Raw genomic sequence first — 15,685 nt, 5'->3', positions numbered from 1 at the left:
AGATAAGCAAGCTGGCGCCTGTTGTATCAACTTATCAGAGTGGAAGAAACAATCTCTATGGATCCAACTCCTCAGTCACAATTAAAACTTCTGATTCAAAAAGGTAAAGAGCAAGGTTACTTAACTTTTGCAGAAGTTAATGATCACCTTCCACAAGATATTATCGATTCAGATCAAGTAGAAGATATCATTAGTATGATCAATGATATGGGTATCAAGGTTAGCGAAAATGCGCCTGATGCCGATGAATTGATGATGCAAGAAACGACAACAGATGAAGACGCAGCAGAAGCTGCAGCCGCTGCGCTTGCTACTGTAGATAAAGAAATCGGCCGTACTACTGATCCGGTTCGTATGTATATGCGTGAAATGGGTACTGTTGAACTGCTTACCCGTGAAGGCGAAATCGTTATCGCTAAGCGTATTGAAGAAGGCATCAACCAAGTACAAATCTCGGTTGCTGAATACCCTGAAGCAATTACATACCTGCTAGAGCAATGGGATAAATTTGAAGCAGATGAGATGCGCTTAAGCGACATTATTTCTGGTTTCTTTGATCCTAATGCAGATGAAGCCCCAATTTCAGCTACGCACATTGGCTCTGAATTAAGCGAAAAAGAGCTTGATGATGAAGACGACGATGATGCAGATAGCGATGATGAAGATGAAGAAGAAGTAGATACTGGCCCAGATCCTGAAGAGGCGCGTGTTCACTTTGAAAATCTTCGTGATCTTTATAATAAAGCACGCGATACATTTGAAAGTAAAGGCCGTTCACACCCTGAGTCGCAAGCAGCGATTTTTGAAATTGGTGAACTGTTCAGAACCTTTAAATTAGTGCCAAAACAGTTTGACCGCATGGTTAATAACATGCGCGAAATGATGGATAGAGTTCGTGTTCAAGAACGTATCGTCATGAAGCAAGCTGTACAAATTGCAAAATTACCAAAGAAAACCTTTGTTAAGCATTTTGCTAACAACGAAACAGATACCGCATGGATTGACCATGAAATTGCTGCGAATGAAAAATACTCAGCAAAATTAGACGAAATCAAACCAGAGATCATTCGTTGTATCAATAAACTACGTGTTATTGAAGAAAGCACAGGTTTAAGCATTGAGCGTATTAAAGACATCAACCGTCGTATGAGCATTGGTGAAGCAAAAGCGCGCCGTGCGAAAAAAGAAATGGTTGAAGCTAACTTACGTCTTGTGATCTCAATTGCTAAAAAATATACCAACCGTGGTTTACAATTCTTGGACTTGATCCAAGAAGGTAACATTGGTTTGATGAAAGCTGTTGATAAGTTTGAATATCGCCGTGGTTATAAGTTCTCAACTTATGCTACGTGGTGGATCCGTCAAGCAATCACCCGCTCTATCGCCGACCAAGCGCGTACAATCCGTATTCCGGTGCATATGATTGAAACGATTAACAAACTTAATCGTATTTCGCGTCAAATGCTGCAAGAAATGGGTCGTGAGCCAAATCCAGAAGAATTAGCAGAGCGCATGATGATGCCTGAGGATAAAATCCGTAAGGTACTTAAGATTGCTAAAGAGCCAATTTCAATGGAAACGCCAATCGGTGATGATGAAGATTCGCATTTAGGTGACTTTATCGAAGATACCACTATTGATTCGCCAATCGACTCGGCAACAATGGAATCTCTTCGTGGCGCTACCAACGATGTGCTTGCTGGCTTAACAGCCCGTGAAGCTAAAGTATTACGTATGCGTTTTGGTATCGATATGAATACCGACCATACCCTAGAAGAAGTAGGTAAGCAGTTTGACGTAACGCGTGAGCGTATTCGTCAAATCGAAGCGAAGGCACTGCGTAAGTTACGCCACCCTTCACGTTCAGACTTACTAAAAAGCTTCTTAGATGCTAAGTAATTAGCAACTAATACATGTAATAACCTAAAAGGCCGCTGTAGCGGCCTTTTTTCTATTTCAAGGAAATAATCATGGCTTGGATCCAAATCCGTATCAATGCCAACGCAGCAACCGCTGATGCAGTAAGTGACTTATTAATGGAGGCAGGCAGTGCGTCTGTTACCTTTATTGATGCTAAAGACACCCCTATTTACGAACCAAAAATCGGCACTGTGGTGTTTTGGGCTGATACTACAGTGATTGGTCTATTCGAAGCTAACCACGATATGAATGCAGTCGTTGCTTTATTAAAGCGCCATGACGAGCTAAAAGATACCTTAGTGTACAAAATAGAACAGCTTGAAGATAAAGACTGGGAACGTGAATGGATGGATAACTTCCACCCTATACAGTTTGGTGAAAAACTGTGGATTTGTCCAAGCTGGCGCGATATTCCTGATCCTGATGCAGTCAATGTATTGCTCGATCCCGGCCTTGCGTTTGGTACTGGTACTCATGCCACCACGGCACTGTGTTTAAAGTGGCTGGAAAGCCAAGACTTAACCGGTAAAACTGTGGTCGACTTTGGTTGTGGCTCAGGCATTTTAGGCATTGCAGCTATCAAGCTCGGTGCTGAGCGCATGATCGGTATAGATATCGACCCTCAAGCCCTTGAAGCCAGCCTTGATAACGCACAGCGTAATGGCGTTGCCGATAAGCTAGAAGTATACCTGCCAGAAAATCAGCCAGAGTTTACTGCTGATATCGTGGTTGCCAATATTTTAGCGGCGCCGCTACGTGAATTACACAGTGTGATATTAGGCTTGCTAAAACCTGGTGGTAAAATTGCCATGTCAGGTATTTTAGAAGAGCAAGCACAGTCAGTTGCCGATGTTTATGCGCCATTTTTAGCCTTAGATGAGATAGCTGTTGAAGGTGAATGGACTCGCGTAAGCGGTGTTAAAAACGCATAATCGGCACACTTTAGTGATTTAGAGTATTAACTCAAAATCGTTAGGTAAAGCCTGCCATTAACAGGCTTTACCTATTATTTACACACTGTTATGCAGAATGATTTTCTTGACGAAAATTAGCTCTGTATAAAATTCAGACAAATAAAGCCTTTCGTCAAACTGTTATCAAATGTCAATACGCAAAAGTCAAAAAAAAGTCACTTTTGTTCAATTTATAGCCTTTGATTTTTGCAAAAAAAACCGTAAACTTAGCGCCCCTTGAAAAGAGGCCTATTGAATACAGTGCGTATCGGAACATACCAATTAGAGAACAATGTAATTGTAGCGCCAATGGCGGGAATTACTGATAGACCATTTAGACAACTTTGTCGCCGCTTAGGTGCGGGGCTTGCCGTGTCTGAAATGCTCTCGTCGAATCCTTTGGTATGGAAAACCGAGAAATCGATGAACCGTATGGATCATAGTGGTGAATCGGGAATACGCGCGGTGCAAATCGCAGGAGCTGATCCTGAGCTTATGGCTCAGGCTGCACAATTCAATGTAACTAATGGTGCACAAATCATAGATATTAATATGGGGTGCCCAGCTAAGAAAGTGAACAAGAAACTCGCAGGCTCAGCCCTATTACAGTTTCCTGATTTAGTGGAAGAGATTATTGACGCAGTGGTTAGCGCTGTTGATGTACCTGTAACACTGAAAATCCGTACTGGATGGGATCAGGACAACCGTAACGGTGTTGAGATTGCGAGAATAGCTGAACGTTATGGCATAGCTTCATTGGCCGTACATGGGCGTACACGCGCATGTATGTACAAAGGTGAAGCTGAATACGCCACTATTAGGGATATTAAACGTTCAGTGTCGATACCTGTCGTTGCAAATGGCGATATTACATCTGCTGAAAAAGCAAAACAGGTTTTGGACTATACGGGTGCAGATGCCATTATGATTGGTCGAGCCGCCCAAGGTCGCCCTTGGATTTTTAGGGAGATAGACCACTATTTGCGAACCGGTGAACATTTACCTGTGCCTCCTATTGAGGAAGTACGCGGTATTTTGATGGAACACTTAGTGAACCTTCATGCGTTTTACGGCGAACCAATGGGAGCGCGTATCGCTCGCAAACATGTATCTTGGTATTTGCAAACCCATGACAGTGACGGTCAGTTTAGGCGAGTATTTAATGCTCTCGATAATCCACAGGCACAAATCGAGACATTAGAGCAATACTTTAAAACACTAGCAGCTAACTAAGAAAGAAAGAGATATAAACAATGTTCGAACAAAACGTGACTTCTCCATTTATCACTAACCCTCATGTTCAGTCACACGAGAAACCGCAGCCATTACGCGATGCAGTGAAGAAAGCTGTTCATCACTATTTAAAACAGCTTAACGGTCAAGATGTGCAAGACGTTTACGACCTTGTTCTTTCAGAGCTAGAAGCACCATTACTTGAAGAAGTAATGACTTACACACGTGGTAACCAAACACGTGCGGCAATCTTACTAGGTATCAACCGCGGTACTTTACGTAAGAAACTAAAGAAATACGGCATGAACTAATACGATGTTGTGATTTATCACAACATTCGTTTGAAAAAGCACCTTCGGGTGCTTTTTTTATATCTTTAATAATCCTCAAAAAAGCACCTAATTGCAAAATCCTCACCCTTTAAACATCGTTTTTTAAGCGATATTCAGTTAAAATAGCGCCTTTCTAAGCTAGCTCAAACACTGAGGTAATCAAACTACAATGGATACACATCGTCCAATTCGTCGCGCACTACTAAGTGTGTCAGATAAAACCGGTATTGTTGAATTTGCTCGCGCTCTGGAATCACAAGGCGTAGACATCTTATCAACTGGCGGTACTTGTAAATTACTTGCTGATAACGGCATTAAAGTCACTGAAGTATCTGACCACACAGGTCACCCTGAGATCATGGATGGTCGCGTAAAAACTCTTCACCCAAAAATTCATGGCGGCATTTTAGCGCGTCGTGGTCAAGATGAAGACGTCATGGCTGAGAACAACATCTCAGCTATTGATATCGTTGTAGTTAACTTATACCCCTTTGCGAATACTGTCGCTCAAGAAAACTGCAGCCTTGAAGATGCCATTGAAAACATTGATATTGGTGGCCCAACTATGGTGCGTGCCGCGGCTAAAAACCACAAAGACGTGACTATTGTAGTAAACGCCAAAGATTACGAGCGCGTGATCAGCGAAATGCAAAGTAACAATGGTTCAACTACGTATAAAACACGTTTTGATCTAGCCATTGCCGCTTACGAGCACACCGCACAGTACGATGGCATGATTGCTAACTACTTCGGTAAAATGGTTGCTGATTACACTGATGAAGCGGCAGAGGAAACTAAATTCCCACGCACAATCAATATGCAGTTCACTAAAAAACAAGACATGCGCTACGGTGAAAACTCACACCAAGATGCAGCTTTTTATGTTGAAAACGACGTGCAAGAAGCGTCTGTTGCAACCGCCGTACAGCTTCAAGGTAAAGCATTGTCGTTTAACAACATTGCTGACACTGATGCAGCCTTAGAGTGCGTTAAAGAATTCGATGTACCGGCCTGTGTTATTGTAAAACATGCAAACCCTTGTGGTGTGTCAATCGGTGAAAACATTCTTGAAGCCTATGACCGTGCATTCAAAACAGATCCTACATCAGCATTTGGTGGCATTATTGCCTTTAACCAAGAGCTTGATGCAGACACTGCTGAAGCGATCGTATCGCGTCAATTCGTTGAAGTGATCATTGCACCTAAAGTATCAGAAGCCGCAGCACAAATCGTATCTGCAAAGCAAAATGTGCGTTTATTAGAATGTGGTGAATTCTCTGCTAAAGGCACAGGCCATGACATTAAGCGTGTTAATGGCGGTGTACTCATCCAAGACCGTGATTTAGGTATGGTAACGCAAGGCGACTTAAAAGTTGTCTCTAAGCGCCAACCTACAGAGCAAGAACTTAAAGACTTATTATTCTGCTGGAAAGTGGCTAAGTTTGTTAAATCAAACGCTATTGTTTATGCCCGTGATGGTATGACAATTGGTGTAGGCGCAGGCCAAATGAGCCGTGTTTACTCAGCTAAAATTGCTGGTATTAAAGCTGCTGATGAAAACCTTGAAGTGAAAGGTTCAGTAATGGCGTCTGATGCATTCTTCCCATTCCGTGATGGTATTGATGCAGCTGCAGAGGCTGGTATTACTGCTGTGATCCAACCAGGTGGTTCAATGCGCGATGAAGAAGTTATCGCCGCTGCAGACGAAGCTGGCATGGCAATGGTGTTTACTGGCATGCGTCACTTCCGCCACTAATCACACAAAGAGCTAACTGTATAAGTTAGCTCTTTTTGTTTGCACCAAATTCACGTATTCTGCTTATTCTATAACCGCTATAAAATTATAATGTGAAGGAACAGACGATGAAATTTGCACTAAAAACACTACTGGTTGCTACCCTTGCTATGAGCTCAACGCTAGTACTTGCTCATGATCATGGCCAAAGTTCAGCCGTTGCTCAAGCCGTTAAAGCAAGTGAGAGAAACACTGAACGTGACCAATATCGCCACCCTGTTGAAACCCTCGAGTTTTTTGGCCTAAAGCCAACAATGACAGTGGTTGAGATTGCGCCAGGCGGCGGCTGGTACAGTGAAATTTTAGCGCCAGCACTGAAAGAGCAAGGCACCTATTATGCTGCACACTTTCCTGCTGATTCATCGGTTGGCTACTATCAACGTTCACTCGCTGGCTTTAAACAGAAAGTCGCCGAAGATGAGCGATTCAGTAAAGTAAAAATCACTGAATTTGCCCCTTCAACACATTTAGACATTGCACCTGCGGGCAGCGCAGACATGGTGTTAACTTTCCGTAATGTACATAACTGGTACATGAGCAAAGATAAAGACGCCGCAGCTAATGCCTTTAAGTCTTTTTACAAAGCACTTAAGCCAGGTGGCACTTTAGGTGTGGTTGAGCATCGCCTACCTGAAGCGCAAGCTGATGAAATGCAAAAGTCATCAGGTTATATGAAGCAAAGTGTGGTAATCGAACTTGCTAAACAAGCAGGCTTTGAACTTGAAGCAAGCAGTGACATAAATGCAAACTCTCTTGATACAGCCGATCACCCTAAAGGGGTATGGACCCTTCCACCAAGCCTTAGACTTGGCGAGCAAGATGCCGCTAAATATAAAGCTATTGGTGAAAGCGACCGCATGACGCTGAAATTTAAAAAACCGCTTTAAATAGGATATTCGCCATGAATGTATTAGTCATTGGCAGTGGCGGCCGCGAACACGCACTTGCGTTTAAGGCCGCTCAAAACACTAAAGTTAACACTGTATTTGTAGCCCCTGGTAATGCAGGTACTGCGCTTGAGCCAAAGCTTGAGAATGTTGCCATTAACGTTGAAGACCTCGATGGCCTACTTAACTTTGCGCAAAACAATAATGTTGAGCTCACCATTGTTGGCCCTGAAGTACCATTAGTACTTGGTGTGGTAGATAAATTCCGTGAACACGGTTTAGCTATCTTTGGCCCAACAGCGGGTGCTGCGCAACTTGAAGGCTCTAAGTCATTCACTAAAGATTTCTTAGCACGCCACGCAATCCCAACGGCTGATTACCAAACGTTTGAACAAATAGACCCTGCGCTTGCGTACTTAAAAGAAAAAGGCGCGCCGATTGTTATTAAAGCAGATGGTTTAGCGGCTGGTAAAGGCGTTATTGTTGCCATGACCGAAGTTGAAGCTGAAGATGCTATCCGCGATATGTTGGCGGGTAACGCTTTTGGTGAAGCCGGCAGCCGCGTGGTGATCGAAGAGTTCTTAGAAGGTGAAGAAGCCTCATTTATCGTAATGGTAGATGGTAAGAACGTATTACCGTTTGCAACTAGCCAAGATCACAAACGTGCTTACAATGGCGATCAAGGTCCAAACACTGGCGGTATGGGGGCATATTCACCAGCGCCAGTAGTAACCGATGAAATTCATCAGCGTATTATGAACGAAGTGATCTACCCAACAGTAGAAGGTATGGCAAGCGAAGGTCATCCGTACACTGGCTTCTTGTATGCAGGCCTTATGATCGACAGCGATGGTACACCTAAAGTTATCGAGTATAACTGTCGTTTTGGCGACCCAGAAACACAACCTATGATGCTACGTCTGCAATCTGATCTGGTTGAGTTGATTGAAGCTGCTAACCGCGAAGAACTTGATAAAACCACCATTGAGTTTGACTCACGCGCTGCAGTGGGTGTTGTTCTGGCTGCGCAAGGCTACCCAGATAGCTATCCTAAAGGTGATACAATCAATGGCCTGAAAGTAAGCTACCCTAAGGGTGAAAAAGTCTTCCACGCGGGAACTAAGCAAGACGGCGATAACGTAGTTACTGCTGGCGGTCGTGTATTATGTGCCACAGCACTTGGCAATACAGTAACCGAAGCACAGCAACGTGCCTATAAACTAGTTGATGAGATTAGTTGGCAAGGCATGGAATATCGTACAGATATTGCATATCGTGCCATTGCTCGGGAAAAATAGGTCCAACCAGTACCTATAAATAATCGGCGCAGTTTATCTGCGCTTTTTTAATGCTACACTAAAGCGGTGATGGATTACCTATAAGTAACACCTTGGAAAAGCAGCCTTTTAAATATCATATAATTGCATTTTTAATTTTGAGCACGTTAGTGTTCATTATTCATACTTTTGCAAATCATTTAGCCACTCCAACGCGCTACACAATCGATAAAACAACGGCGATTTATCTCGATCAGGCCTACCGAATAGATCCTACAAAGTCTTTAACATTAAACTCATTTTTAAATGAGGCTGATGAACTTATTCACGAACCTTTTAGCACCATTCCATGGCAGCTAGCGCCTCAAGATTATTGGCTTTCAATGAAGTTAGATAACCGCTCTGCAGCAAAAAAAGAGCTGTTCGCCCACTTTGATAACCCGATGATTGACTACCTAACCGTTTATCAACTTGATGATCAAGGCCACTTACTGCACACCTTTAATTTAGGCGATCGACAAGAGCAACTTAGTTTATTTGAATATAGTGTACCGCATATTGAAATAGCAATTGCAGCTCAAAGCCAAAGCTACCTAGTTTTCAAAATAGATACTACGGGGATCAGCAAAACCCCTATTAATCTTTATGGTAAAGCTGAATTTAAAGACCTACTACGTGCGCAAGCAGCCATTTGGGGAATTTTTGTCGGCGTACTGGTGATGGCGGCGTTATATAACCTCGTGCTGTATTACGGGATCCGCGATCGTGTTTACCTTATTTACATCGGCTATATTATATCGGCATTAGTATTGATGGGCTCAGTCCTTGGCTTTGGCTTTTACTTGTGGCCATTACCATTACAGATACTGTTTAATCATTATATAGTCGTGAGCAATTACGCTATTACCTTTTTCACGCTTGCTTTCTGCACCATGTTTTTACGCTACCATAAAGATAAATGCTGGCGTTATAAAATAAGTATTGCACTACTGCTTTTAATGTTTTGCTTAGCAATTATCAGCTTTTTTATGGTGGAGTATATTTCTTCACAGATTTTCTTTGCGGTCTTTGTGGTACTTTATTTTGTCTGTATCACGTTAATTTATAATAGGTTACGCAGTGGTTTCCGATGGGCTAAGTTTTATGTTATTTCATGGATACCACTGATAATTGGCGCAGCAGTGCAACCCTTAGAGCTTACAGGGATCATCGAGTACAGCTTTACCACCCGTCATGCGTTGTTAGTGGCAATTCTATGTGAAGTAACGTTAATGGCCATGGCATTAGCTGATCGTGTACGCTATCAACGAGAAAAAGCGCTCTATCACGCCACTCATAATGAGCAGACAAAATTGTTAAATAGCGCAATGCTAAAGCATGCCTATATGGCTTTACAGCTCAGCCAACGGCCAGCTAACTTATGTTTAATTAAAATTGAGCACTTTCAATCACTCAGCCATATATTAAATCAAAACCAAAGCTGCCAACTGGTAGTCTGCGTTGCCAAAGCACTTGAGCTACAACTTAGTACAAAACGCGAGTTTATTAATTTAGAAAATGATTTAGATACATGCCCACGGATCGCTGATTTAAGTGGTGGAATACTGGCGTTTATTTCAGTAAAAACTCAAAGCGCACAGACACTACATGAAAACTTGCTAAAAATACGCAAAGCCTTACCTAAGCATTTTCCCGTGCAGGGTTTTGATTTGCAGTTAAGTTACTCTATCGGCCACTGCCCTTTGAAAAATGACATTGGCTTTGAAACTTGGCTACAAAACGGCTATTTTTCGCTAATTGAATCTACTCCACCCTCGCGCTCAACTAATCCAGCAGCGATATCTGCAACAATGAATATTAGCTTAGCGGCTGCACTTCAAAATGCCTTAAAAGCAAATCAATTAACGATTTATCATCAACCGCAAATAAACCTTGCCACAGGGCAAGTGATTGGTAGTGAAGCCTTGTTACGCTGGCCGAATGCGCCCTATGAACAGATCAATATTGAAGCCTTGATTTTACTCGCAGAGCAAACAGGTCTGATCAACGAACTAACCTTATGGGTACTCGACCAAGCCTGTCAGGATAGTGTAAAGCTCAATCAAGCAGGTTTTAGTAACCATAAAGTCAGTGTTAATTTAAGTGCTAAAAATCTAGTTATCCATAATTTAATTGAGAAAATAGAAAACACCTTACTGAAATACAACATTAGCCCCAACCAATTAAAATTTGAGCTCACTGAGTCAGCACTCGTTGAACATCAACAACGGATGATTGATTTAGTTGAGCAACTAACACAACTAGGTGTAGAGGTAATTTTAGATGACTTTGGTACTGGGTACTCATCGCTTAACTGCTTTGTTAGTTACAACTTTTCAACCTTAAAAATAGATAAATCATTTATCACCGATCTACCTAACCATAGCGCCAACAAGGTCATTGTTAAGGCTGCGATTGAAATGGCCCATAGCCTTGGTTTAAAAGTGACTGCTGAAGGCGTAGAAGATGCAACAACGCAACAACTTTTACGCACTATGGGCGCAGATTATGGCCAAGGATTTTACTACTCAGAAGCCATCGCTGTAGATGATTACTTACTGTGGTTAGCTCAAAATAAACAAGCTAATTAAGTAAAATTGCCACATGGTTAAAGATTACTGATAGAATCCCCTTTTTCACATCTTTAGGGGCGTAAAGATGCAAGGCACTATCAAGAAATTAAAGTCTTCATTAACACAACCGATCCAGTACCACTTACCTGTGGGTGATGAACTGATTGATCTCAATGCGTATATTGGCAAGCAATTAACACTGACTTTTAATGGCGCTATTTTATGCTCGAATTGCGGTAAAAAAACCAAAAAGAGTTACTCACAGGGACATTGTTTTGTCTGTATGCGTAAGCTGGCAAGTTGTGATATGTGCATTATGAAGCCAGAAACCTGCCACTACGACCAAGGAACTTGCCGTGAGCCACAGTGGGGCGAAGAAAACTGCATGATCCCGCATTATGTCTATCTGGCTAACACATCGGGACTTAAAGTCGGTATTACCCGCCATACGCAAATACCCACTCGTTGGATTGACCAAGGTGCAACGCAAGCGCTGCCTATTTTTAAAGTACAAACCCGTTTGCAATCAGGTTTAGTGGAAGTGGCACTGGCACAGTTTATTGCCGATAAAACCAATTGGCGTAATATGCTCAAAGGGCAAAGTGAAGTGCTTGACTTAAAAGCTGCCGCGGCTGAGTTAATTCCACAAATCGCAGATAAGCTTAATGAACTGGCGGAGTTATTTGGTGCCACCGCGATTGAAGAACTCGATGAAGACGTTGTTGATTTAGAGTTCCCTGTTGCGGCCTATCCGACCAAAATTAGCTCTTTTAATTTTGATAAAGAACCGGTAGTCAGTGGTATTTTAAACGGTATTAAAGGTCAGTATTTAATTTTTGATACAGGCGTAATTAACATCCGTAAATTTACTTCTTATGAGGTCACCGTAGGTTGATTTTTTAGCTGGTAAAACTCTAACCATTGCCGCTGCGTTAAAGGGCGGCTATAGTAATAACCTTGGATCACTTCACAGCCTATCGCTGACAAATAAGTATGCTGAGCAGGCTTTTCTACTCCTTCAGCAATAACCTGTAAATTTAAGCTATTTGCCATCGCAACTATGGCAGCAACGACCTCGCTATTACCATATTCATCGGGAACTTTAGCAATAAAGCTGGCATCTATTTTTAACGTATCTATCGGCAATTTTGTTAAGTAACTCAAAGCAGAATAACCGGTACCAAAATCATCAAGCGCAATGCGTACGCCCATTTTTTTAAGTTGCTGTAACTCTTTTTTAGCCTGACTAAAGGAGCTAATAAAACTACTTTCAGTGAGCTCTATTTCCAAGCAATGACCAGCTAAGTTATAGCGTTGTAGCATCTGTTCAACACTGTTTGATAACTTGCCCTGGCTAAGGTGACAAGCCGAAATATTGATCGCCAACCGCCCGGCGTTTATTCCCAGCTTTTGCCATAAAGCCAACTGAATACCGGCATTATTAAGTACCCAAAGATCAAGCTTTACGATTAACCTTAATTCTTCTGCTAAAGGAATAAACTGAGCAGGTGAGATAACCCCAAGTGCCGGATCATGCCAGCGCAGCAACGCTTCTACCCCTTTAATTTTATTAGTTTTTAAACACTGTTTCGGTTGAAAATATAACTCAAACTCATCATTTTCGAGCGCATGCTGAAGCCGGCTCATCATCGCCAAACGCTCCAATGAACGGGCATTCATTGATGGTTTAAATAACTGAAAAGAATTGCGACCAATATCTTTTGAACGATACATGGCAATGTCAGCGTGTTTTAGTAAAGTTTCACTATCGAGACCATCATCAGGATAGACCGCGGCACCGATTGATGCTGTCGCGCCGACTGCAACATCCTCCAATTGGAAAGGAGCGTTTAAGTGGCATAAAACTTTATCTGCTAAGCTAATCACGCCTGCAATATCATTAATTTCACATAGCACCACAAATTCATCACCACCTAAGCGTGCTAACGTATCGCCTTCACGCAAAACACTTTGTATTCGCTTAGCAACTAACTTTAGCAGCACATCACCAGCACTGTGACCTAAGCTGTCATTAATTTCTTTAAAGCGATCAAGGTCAATAAACATCACGGCGAGCATATCGTTACTGCGGTGCGCTGTGGCTAATGCCATACTTAATCGGTCATTAAATAAACGTCGATTTGGCAACCCCGTTAGTTCATCAAAATAAGCGAGCTGGACAATTTTCTCTTCTGCATTTTTACGCTCAGTAATATCACTAAAAATAGCCGCGTAAATAATGTCATCACTATTAGGCTCACGTATTTTAATAATGGTGAGCCATTCAACATACACATCACCATTTTTTTTGCGATTACAGATCTCCCCTTGCCATACCCCTTTCTCTGTAATGGATTGCCACATTTTAATATAAAAATTTTTACTGTGTTTACCTGAACTTAAAATGCGCGGGTGCTGGCCGATGACGTCTTTTGGTTTATAACCAGTCAGCACTGTAAAAGCCGGGTTAACTTGAATGATCACCCCATCTTGCTGAGTTATCATAATGCCATCTAATGATGCGTCAATAATCTTATTGGCTAAGTAGAGGTTACGTTGTGAATGCTGCAGCGCTATATCACGCTGCTCAAGTACTTTTTCAAGCTCACTGCAATACGCATTTTCTATTTCATTAATAAGGTGCTCAAGGGTTAGCACCCCTTTAATCTCTTTCTCGTCGCTGACAACAAGATGACGAACGTTATTTTCTGACATTAGCCGATAGGCATCAAACAAGCTGCTTTTAGAGTCTACTTGGTACAAAGGACGGCTTGCCAACTGCCAGCATGATATGTCGTTATTCGGTGCAATGATCAGATGCAGTAAATCTCGCTGAGTAATAATGCCATGCTCGTTTAGTTGCTGGTTATATACTAAGATCACTTGCTCTGCACGTTCTCGCATCATACTAACGGCTTCATTAAGAGCGCAATGACTTGGCACCACTAACACATCTTGATGGTATTGATCTTTGATCGGCCTAAATTGCAAATAATGATCAAGCCCCTGATTTCGTACGATATCAGTAATACTAACCACACCGCACGGTAACTCATTTTCATCAACAACCAATAAATGGCGTACGTTATACTGATGAAAAACAAGCGCAGCATCGCTCAGTAATTGCGAAGATGAAATACTTAAAACAGGACTCGACATCACACTACGGATCTCAAGGTGCTTAATATTACTGTCGGTAAAATCGAGCTTAATGCAATCAGATTCAGTCCAGATGCCGCATATCTGCTGATCTTCTTGCACAAAAATAGCGCTGACATTATGCGCCCGCATCAACTTAACCGCGTCGATAAGTTGCGTGTATTTACTACATGAAAGTACTTTATCAGTGAATACATCACAAACTTTCTGGTAACGACTACTTTTTGGCATTACAGCATCCCTAGCTTTACACGAACCAATAAGTATAATTAAGCCAGTAACTGATAGTTTGATTTAGGACAATAAATAAGCATGCCATACCCAAAAATCATTATTTATAATGAAGAAATAGAGCTTGCCACTCAGGCTAGTGATATAGATGATTTTTTATATGGGATGAGTAAAGACGCGCTAGCGCATGTAACAATGCTGGATAATGATGGCAGTTACCACACTCTAGATGGCGAGCCTTGCCAAGCACTGTGCAGTGAACAATTAACTCACTACGTTAAACAGTATTTAGCTAACGAGGGACACTGTTGCCTTAGCAAAATAGAGCAACTCACTGCGCAGCAAGCATTTAACCTACTCGTTATCGACTAGTGCTTTTACATGGGCAATAGCACTGCGTCCCAGCGCCGAGAGCGCATACCCGCCTTCTAAGTAAGAGATAATCCCTTTACAGCCAAGCTTTTTACTAAGTTGCGCAAGTTGTTCAGTCAGCCAAACGTAATCATCTTCCACAAACTTAAGGCTTGCCATATCATCTTCAAGGTGTGCATCAAAGCCAGCACTGATAAATAATAACTCTGGTTTAAACTCACTCAGCTTTGGTAACCATTGCTGTAAGTAAACCTCTTGCAAATCATTACCATCACTTGCTATAGGCAGCGGTGAATTAACTAAAGTCTGATTATTTTCTACGGCGGTATTAGGGTAAAAAGGATGCTGGAATAATGAGCAAAACAACACATTATCATCATCGATAAAAATGTCTTGCGTACCATTACCGTGATGAACATCAAAATCGACAATCGCAATGCGCTTAACCCCTTTGCTTTGCGCGTATTTCACCGCAATCGCTAAGTTGTTAAATACACAAAAGCCAGCAGAGGTAGTACGGTTGGCATGATGCCCAGGCGGGCGCACTGAGCAAAATGCAGCATCAAGGTTATCTGCCAATATTTCATCAACAGCTAAAACGCCGGCCCCCACCGCACGCTCAATCGCCAATAGTGAATCAGGGCATAACCAAGTATCACCATCAAGAGCCATTAAACCGTGCTCTGGTAGGGTATTTTCCACCAGCGCAACAAGGGTTTCGTCATGGGCTAATAAGTAGTGTTCGCGAGATGCCTTCGGGGCTTGCTTTTGCTGTACGGCTATATCTAACCCGCTTGCTAACAAACGATCGGCAATCGCATCTAAGCGCTCAGGACACTCAGGATGATCGTCAATCATTTTGTGTTTCCGACAAAAGGGATGGGAAATAATCGCAGTACGCATAACAGCTCCAA

General features: G+C 42.2%; 12 protein-coding genes. 10 read left to right on the top strand and 2 right to left on the bottom strand.

What is annotated here, in order from left to right; translation table 11 throughout:
• The first annotated feature begins 57 nt into the window (after nucleotides 1–57).
• The 9 genes from rpoD (at nucleotide 58) to A7968_RS04695 (ending at nucleotide 11,904) form a co-directional block, all read left to right on the top strand.
• Nucleotides 58–1,899: an RNA polymerase sigma factor RpoD gene (rpoD, locus tag A7968_RS04735; RefSeq protein WP_064665445.1), complete on the top strand. Its 1,842-nt coding sequence runs from the start codon at nucleotides 58–60 to the stop codon at nucleotides 1,897–1,899.
• Nucleotides 1,900–1,970: 71 nt separating this feature from the next.
• Nucleotides 1,971–2,852, top strand: coding sequence for a 50S ribosomal protein L11 methyltransferase (gene prmA, locus A7968_RS04730; RefSeq protein ID WP_064665444.1), 882 nt, complete (start codon nucleotides 1,971–1,973; stop codon nucleotides 2,850–2,852).
• A 282-nt stretch (nucleotides 2,853–3,134) separates the two neighbouring features.
• Nucleotides 3,135–4,106: a tRNA dihydrouridine synthase DusB gene (gene dusB / locus A7968_RS04725; RefSeq protein WP_193330423.1), complete on the top strand. Its 972-nt coding sequence runs from the start codon at nucleotides 3,135–3,137 to the stop codon at nucleotides 4,104–4,106.
• A gap of 20 nt (nucleotides 4,107–4,126) precedes the next feature.
• On the top strand, nucleotides 4,127–4,417 hold the full coding sequence (fis, locus tag A7968_RS04720) for a DNA-binding transcriptional regulator Fis (RefSeq protein WP_002957804.1): 291 nt from the start codon (nucleotides 4,127–4,129) through the stop codon (nucleotides 4,415–4,417).
• Nucleotides 4,418–4,607: 190 nt separating this feature from the next.
• Nucleotides 4,608–6,194 (top strand): bifunctional phosphoribosylaminoimidazolecarboxamide formyltransferase/IMP cyclohydrolase, encoded by a 1,587-nt coding sequence (purH, locus tag A7968_RS04715; protein ID WP_064665442.1) that lies wholly within the window; start codon nucleotides 4,608–4,610, stop codon nucleotides 6,192–6,194.
• Nucleotides 6,195–6,301: 107 nt separating this feature from the next.
• A complete protein-coding gene (locus A7968_RS04710; protein WP_064665441.1) occupies nucleotides 6,302–7,120 on the top strand; it encodes a class I SAM-dependent methyltransferase in 819 nt (272 codons plus the stop codon).
• A 14-nt stretch (nucleotides 7,121–7,134) separates the two neighbouring features.
• A complete protein-coding gene (gene purD, locus A7968_RS04705; protein ID WP_064665440.1) occupies nucleotides 7,135–8,418 on the top strand; it encodes a phosphoribosylamine--glycine ligase in 1,284 nt (427 codons plus the stop codon).
• Between the two features lie 92 nt (nucleotides 8,419–8,510).
• A complete protein-coding gene (locus A7968_RS04700; RefSeq protein WP_064665439.1) occupies nucleotides 8,511–11,027 on the top strand; it encodes an EAL domain-containing protein in 2,517 nt (838 codons plus the stop codon).
• A 67-nt stretch (nucleotides 11,028–11,094) separates the two neighbouring features.
• Nucleotides 11,095–11,904, top strand: a complete 810-nt coding sequence (locus A7968_RS04695; RefSeq protein WP_064665438.1) for a DUF2797 domain-containing protein — start codon at nucleotides 11,095–11,097, stop codon at nucleotides 11,902–11,904.
• Here the strand turns inward: A7968_RS04695 and A7968_RS04690 are convergent.
• Nucleotides 11,883–14,399, bottom strand: coding sequence for an EAL domain-containing protein (locus A7968_RS04690; protein WP_064665437.1), 2,517 nt, complete (start codon nucleotides 14,397–14,399; stop codon nucleotides 11,883–11,885). The two genes, A7968_RS04695 and A7968_RS04690, sit on opposite strands and share 22 nt — an antisense overlap.
• Nucleotides 14,400–14,480: 81 nt before the next feature.
• On the opposite strand from A7968_RS04690, the gene A7968_RS04685 reads away from it, so the two are divergent.
• Nucleotides 14,481–14,771, top strand: coding sequence for a DUF4144 family protein (locus tag A7968_RS04685; RefSeq protein WP_193330411.1), 291 nt, complete (start codon nucleotides 14,481–14,483; stop codon nucleotides 14,769–14,771).
• On the opposite strand, the gene A7968_RS04680 is transcribed toward A7968_RS04685, so the two are convergent.
• A complete protein-coding gene (locus A7968_RS04680; protein WP_064665435.1) occupies nucleotides 14,754–15,674 on the bottom strand; it encodes a histone deacetylase family protein in 921 nt (306 codons plus the stop codon). The genes A7968_RS04685 and A7968_RS04680 overlap by 18 nt on opposite strands.
• Between the last annotated feature and the right edge of the window lie 11 nt (nucleotides 15,675–15,685).

This window comes from Pseudoalteromonas prydzensis (genome assembly GCF_001661495.1).
Lineage (GTDB): Bacteria > Pseudomonadota > Gammaproteobacteria > Enterobacterales > Alteromonadaceae > Pseudoalteromonas > Pseudoalteromonas prydzensis.
The sequence above is the reverse complement of the archived record's forward strand: the minus strand, read 5'-3'. Positions and strand labels throughout refer to the sequence as shown.

Coding starts and splice junctions, on each gene's coding strand:
- rpoD (WP_064665445.1), top strand. CDS start 58: ATGGATCCAACTCCTCAGTCACAATTAAAACTTCTGATTCAAAAAGGT.
- prmA (WP_064665444.1), top strand. CDS start 1,971: ATGGCTTGGATCCAAATCCGTATCAATGCCAACGCAGCAACCGCTGAT.
- fis (WP_002957804.1), top strand. CDS start 4,127: ATGTTCGAACAAAACGTGACTTCTCCATTTATCACTAACCCTCATGTT.
- purH (WP_064665442.1), top strand. CDS start 4,608: ATGGATACACATCGTCCAATTCGTCGCGCACTACTAAGTGTGTCAGAT.
- A7968_RS04710 (WP_064665441.1), top strand. CDS start 6,302: ATGAAATTTGCACTAAAAACACTACTGGTTGCTACCCTTGCTATGAGC.
- purD (WP_064665440.1), top strand. CDS start 7,135: ATGAATGTATTAGTCATTGGCAGTGGCGGCCGCGAACACGCACTTGCG.
- A7968_RS04695 (WP_064665438.1), top strand. CDS start 11,095: ATGCAAGGCACTATCAAGAAATTAAAGTCTTCATTAACACAACCGATC.
- A7968_RS04690 (WP_064665437.1), bottom strand. CDS start 14,399: ATGCCAAAAAGTAGTCGTTACCAGAAAGTTTGTGATGTATTCACTGAT.
- A7968_RS04685 (WP_193330411.1), top strand. CDS start 14,481: ATGCCATACCCAAAAATCATTATTTATAATGAAGAAATAGAGCTTGCC.
- A7968_RS04680 (WP_064665435.1), bottom strand. CDS start 15,674: ATGCGTACTGCGATTATTTCCCATCCCTTTTGTCGGAAACACAAAATG.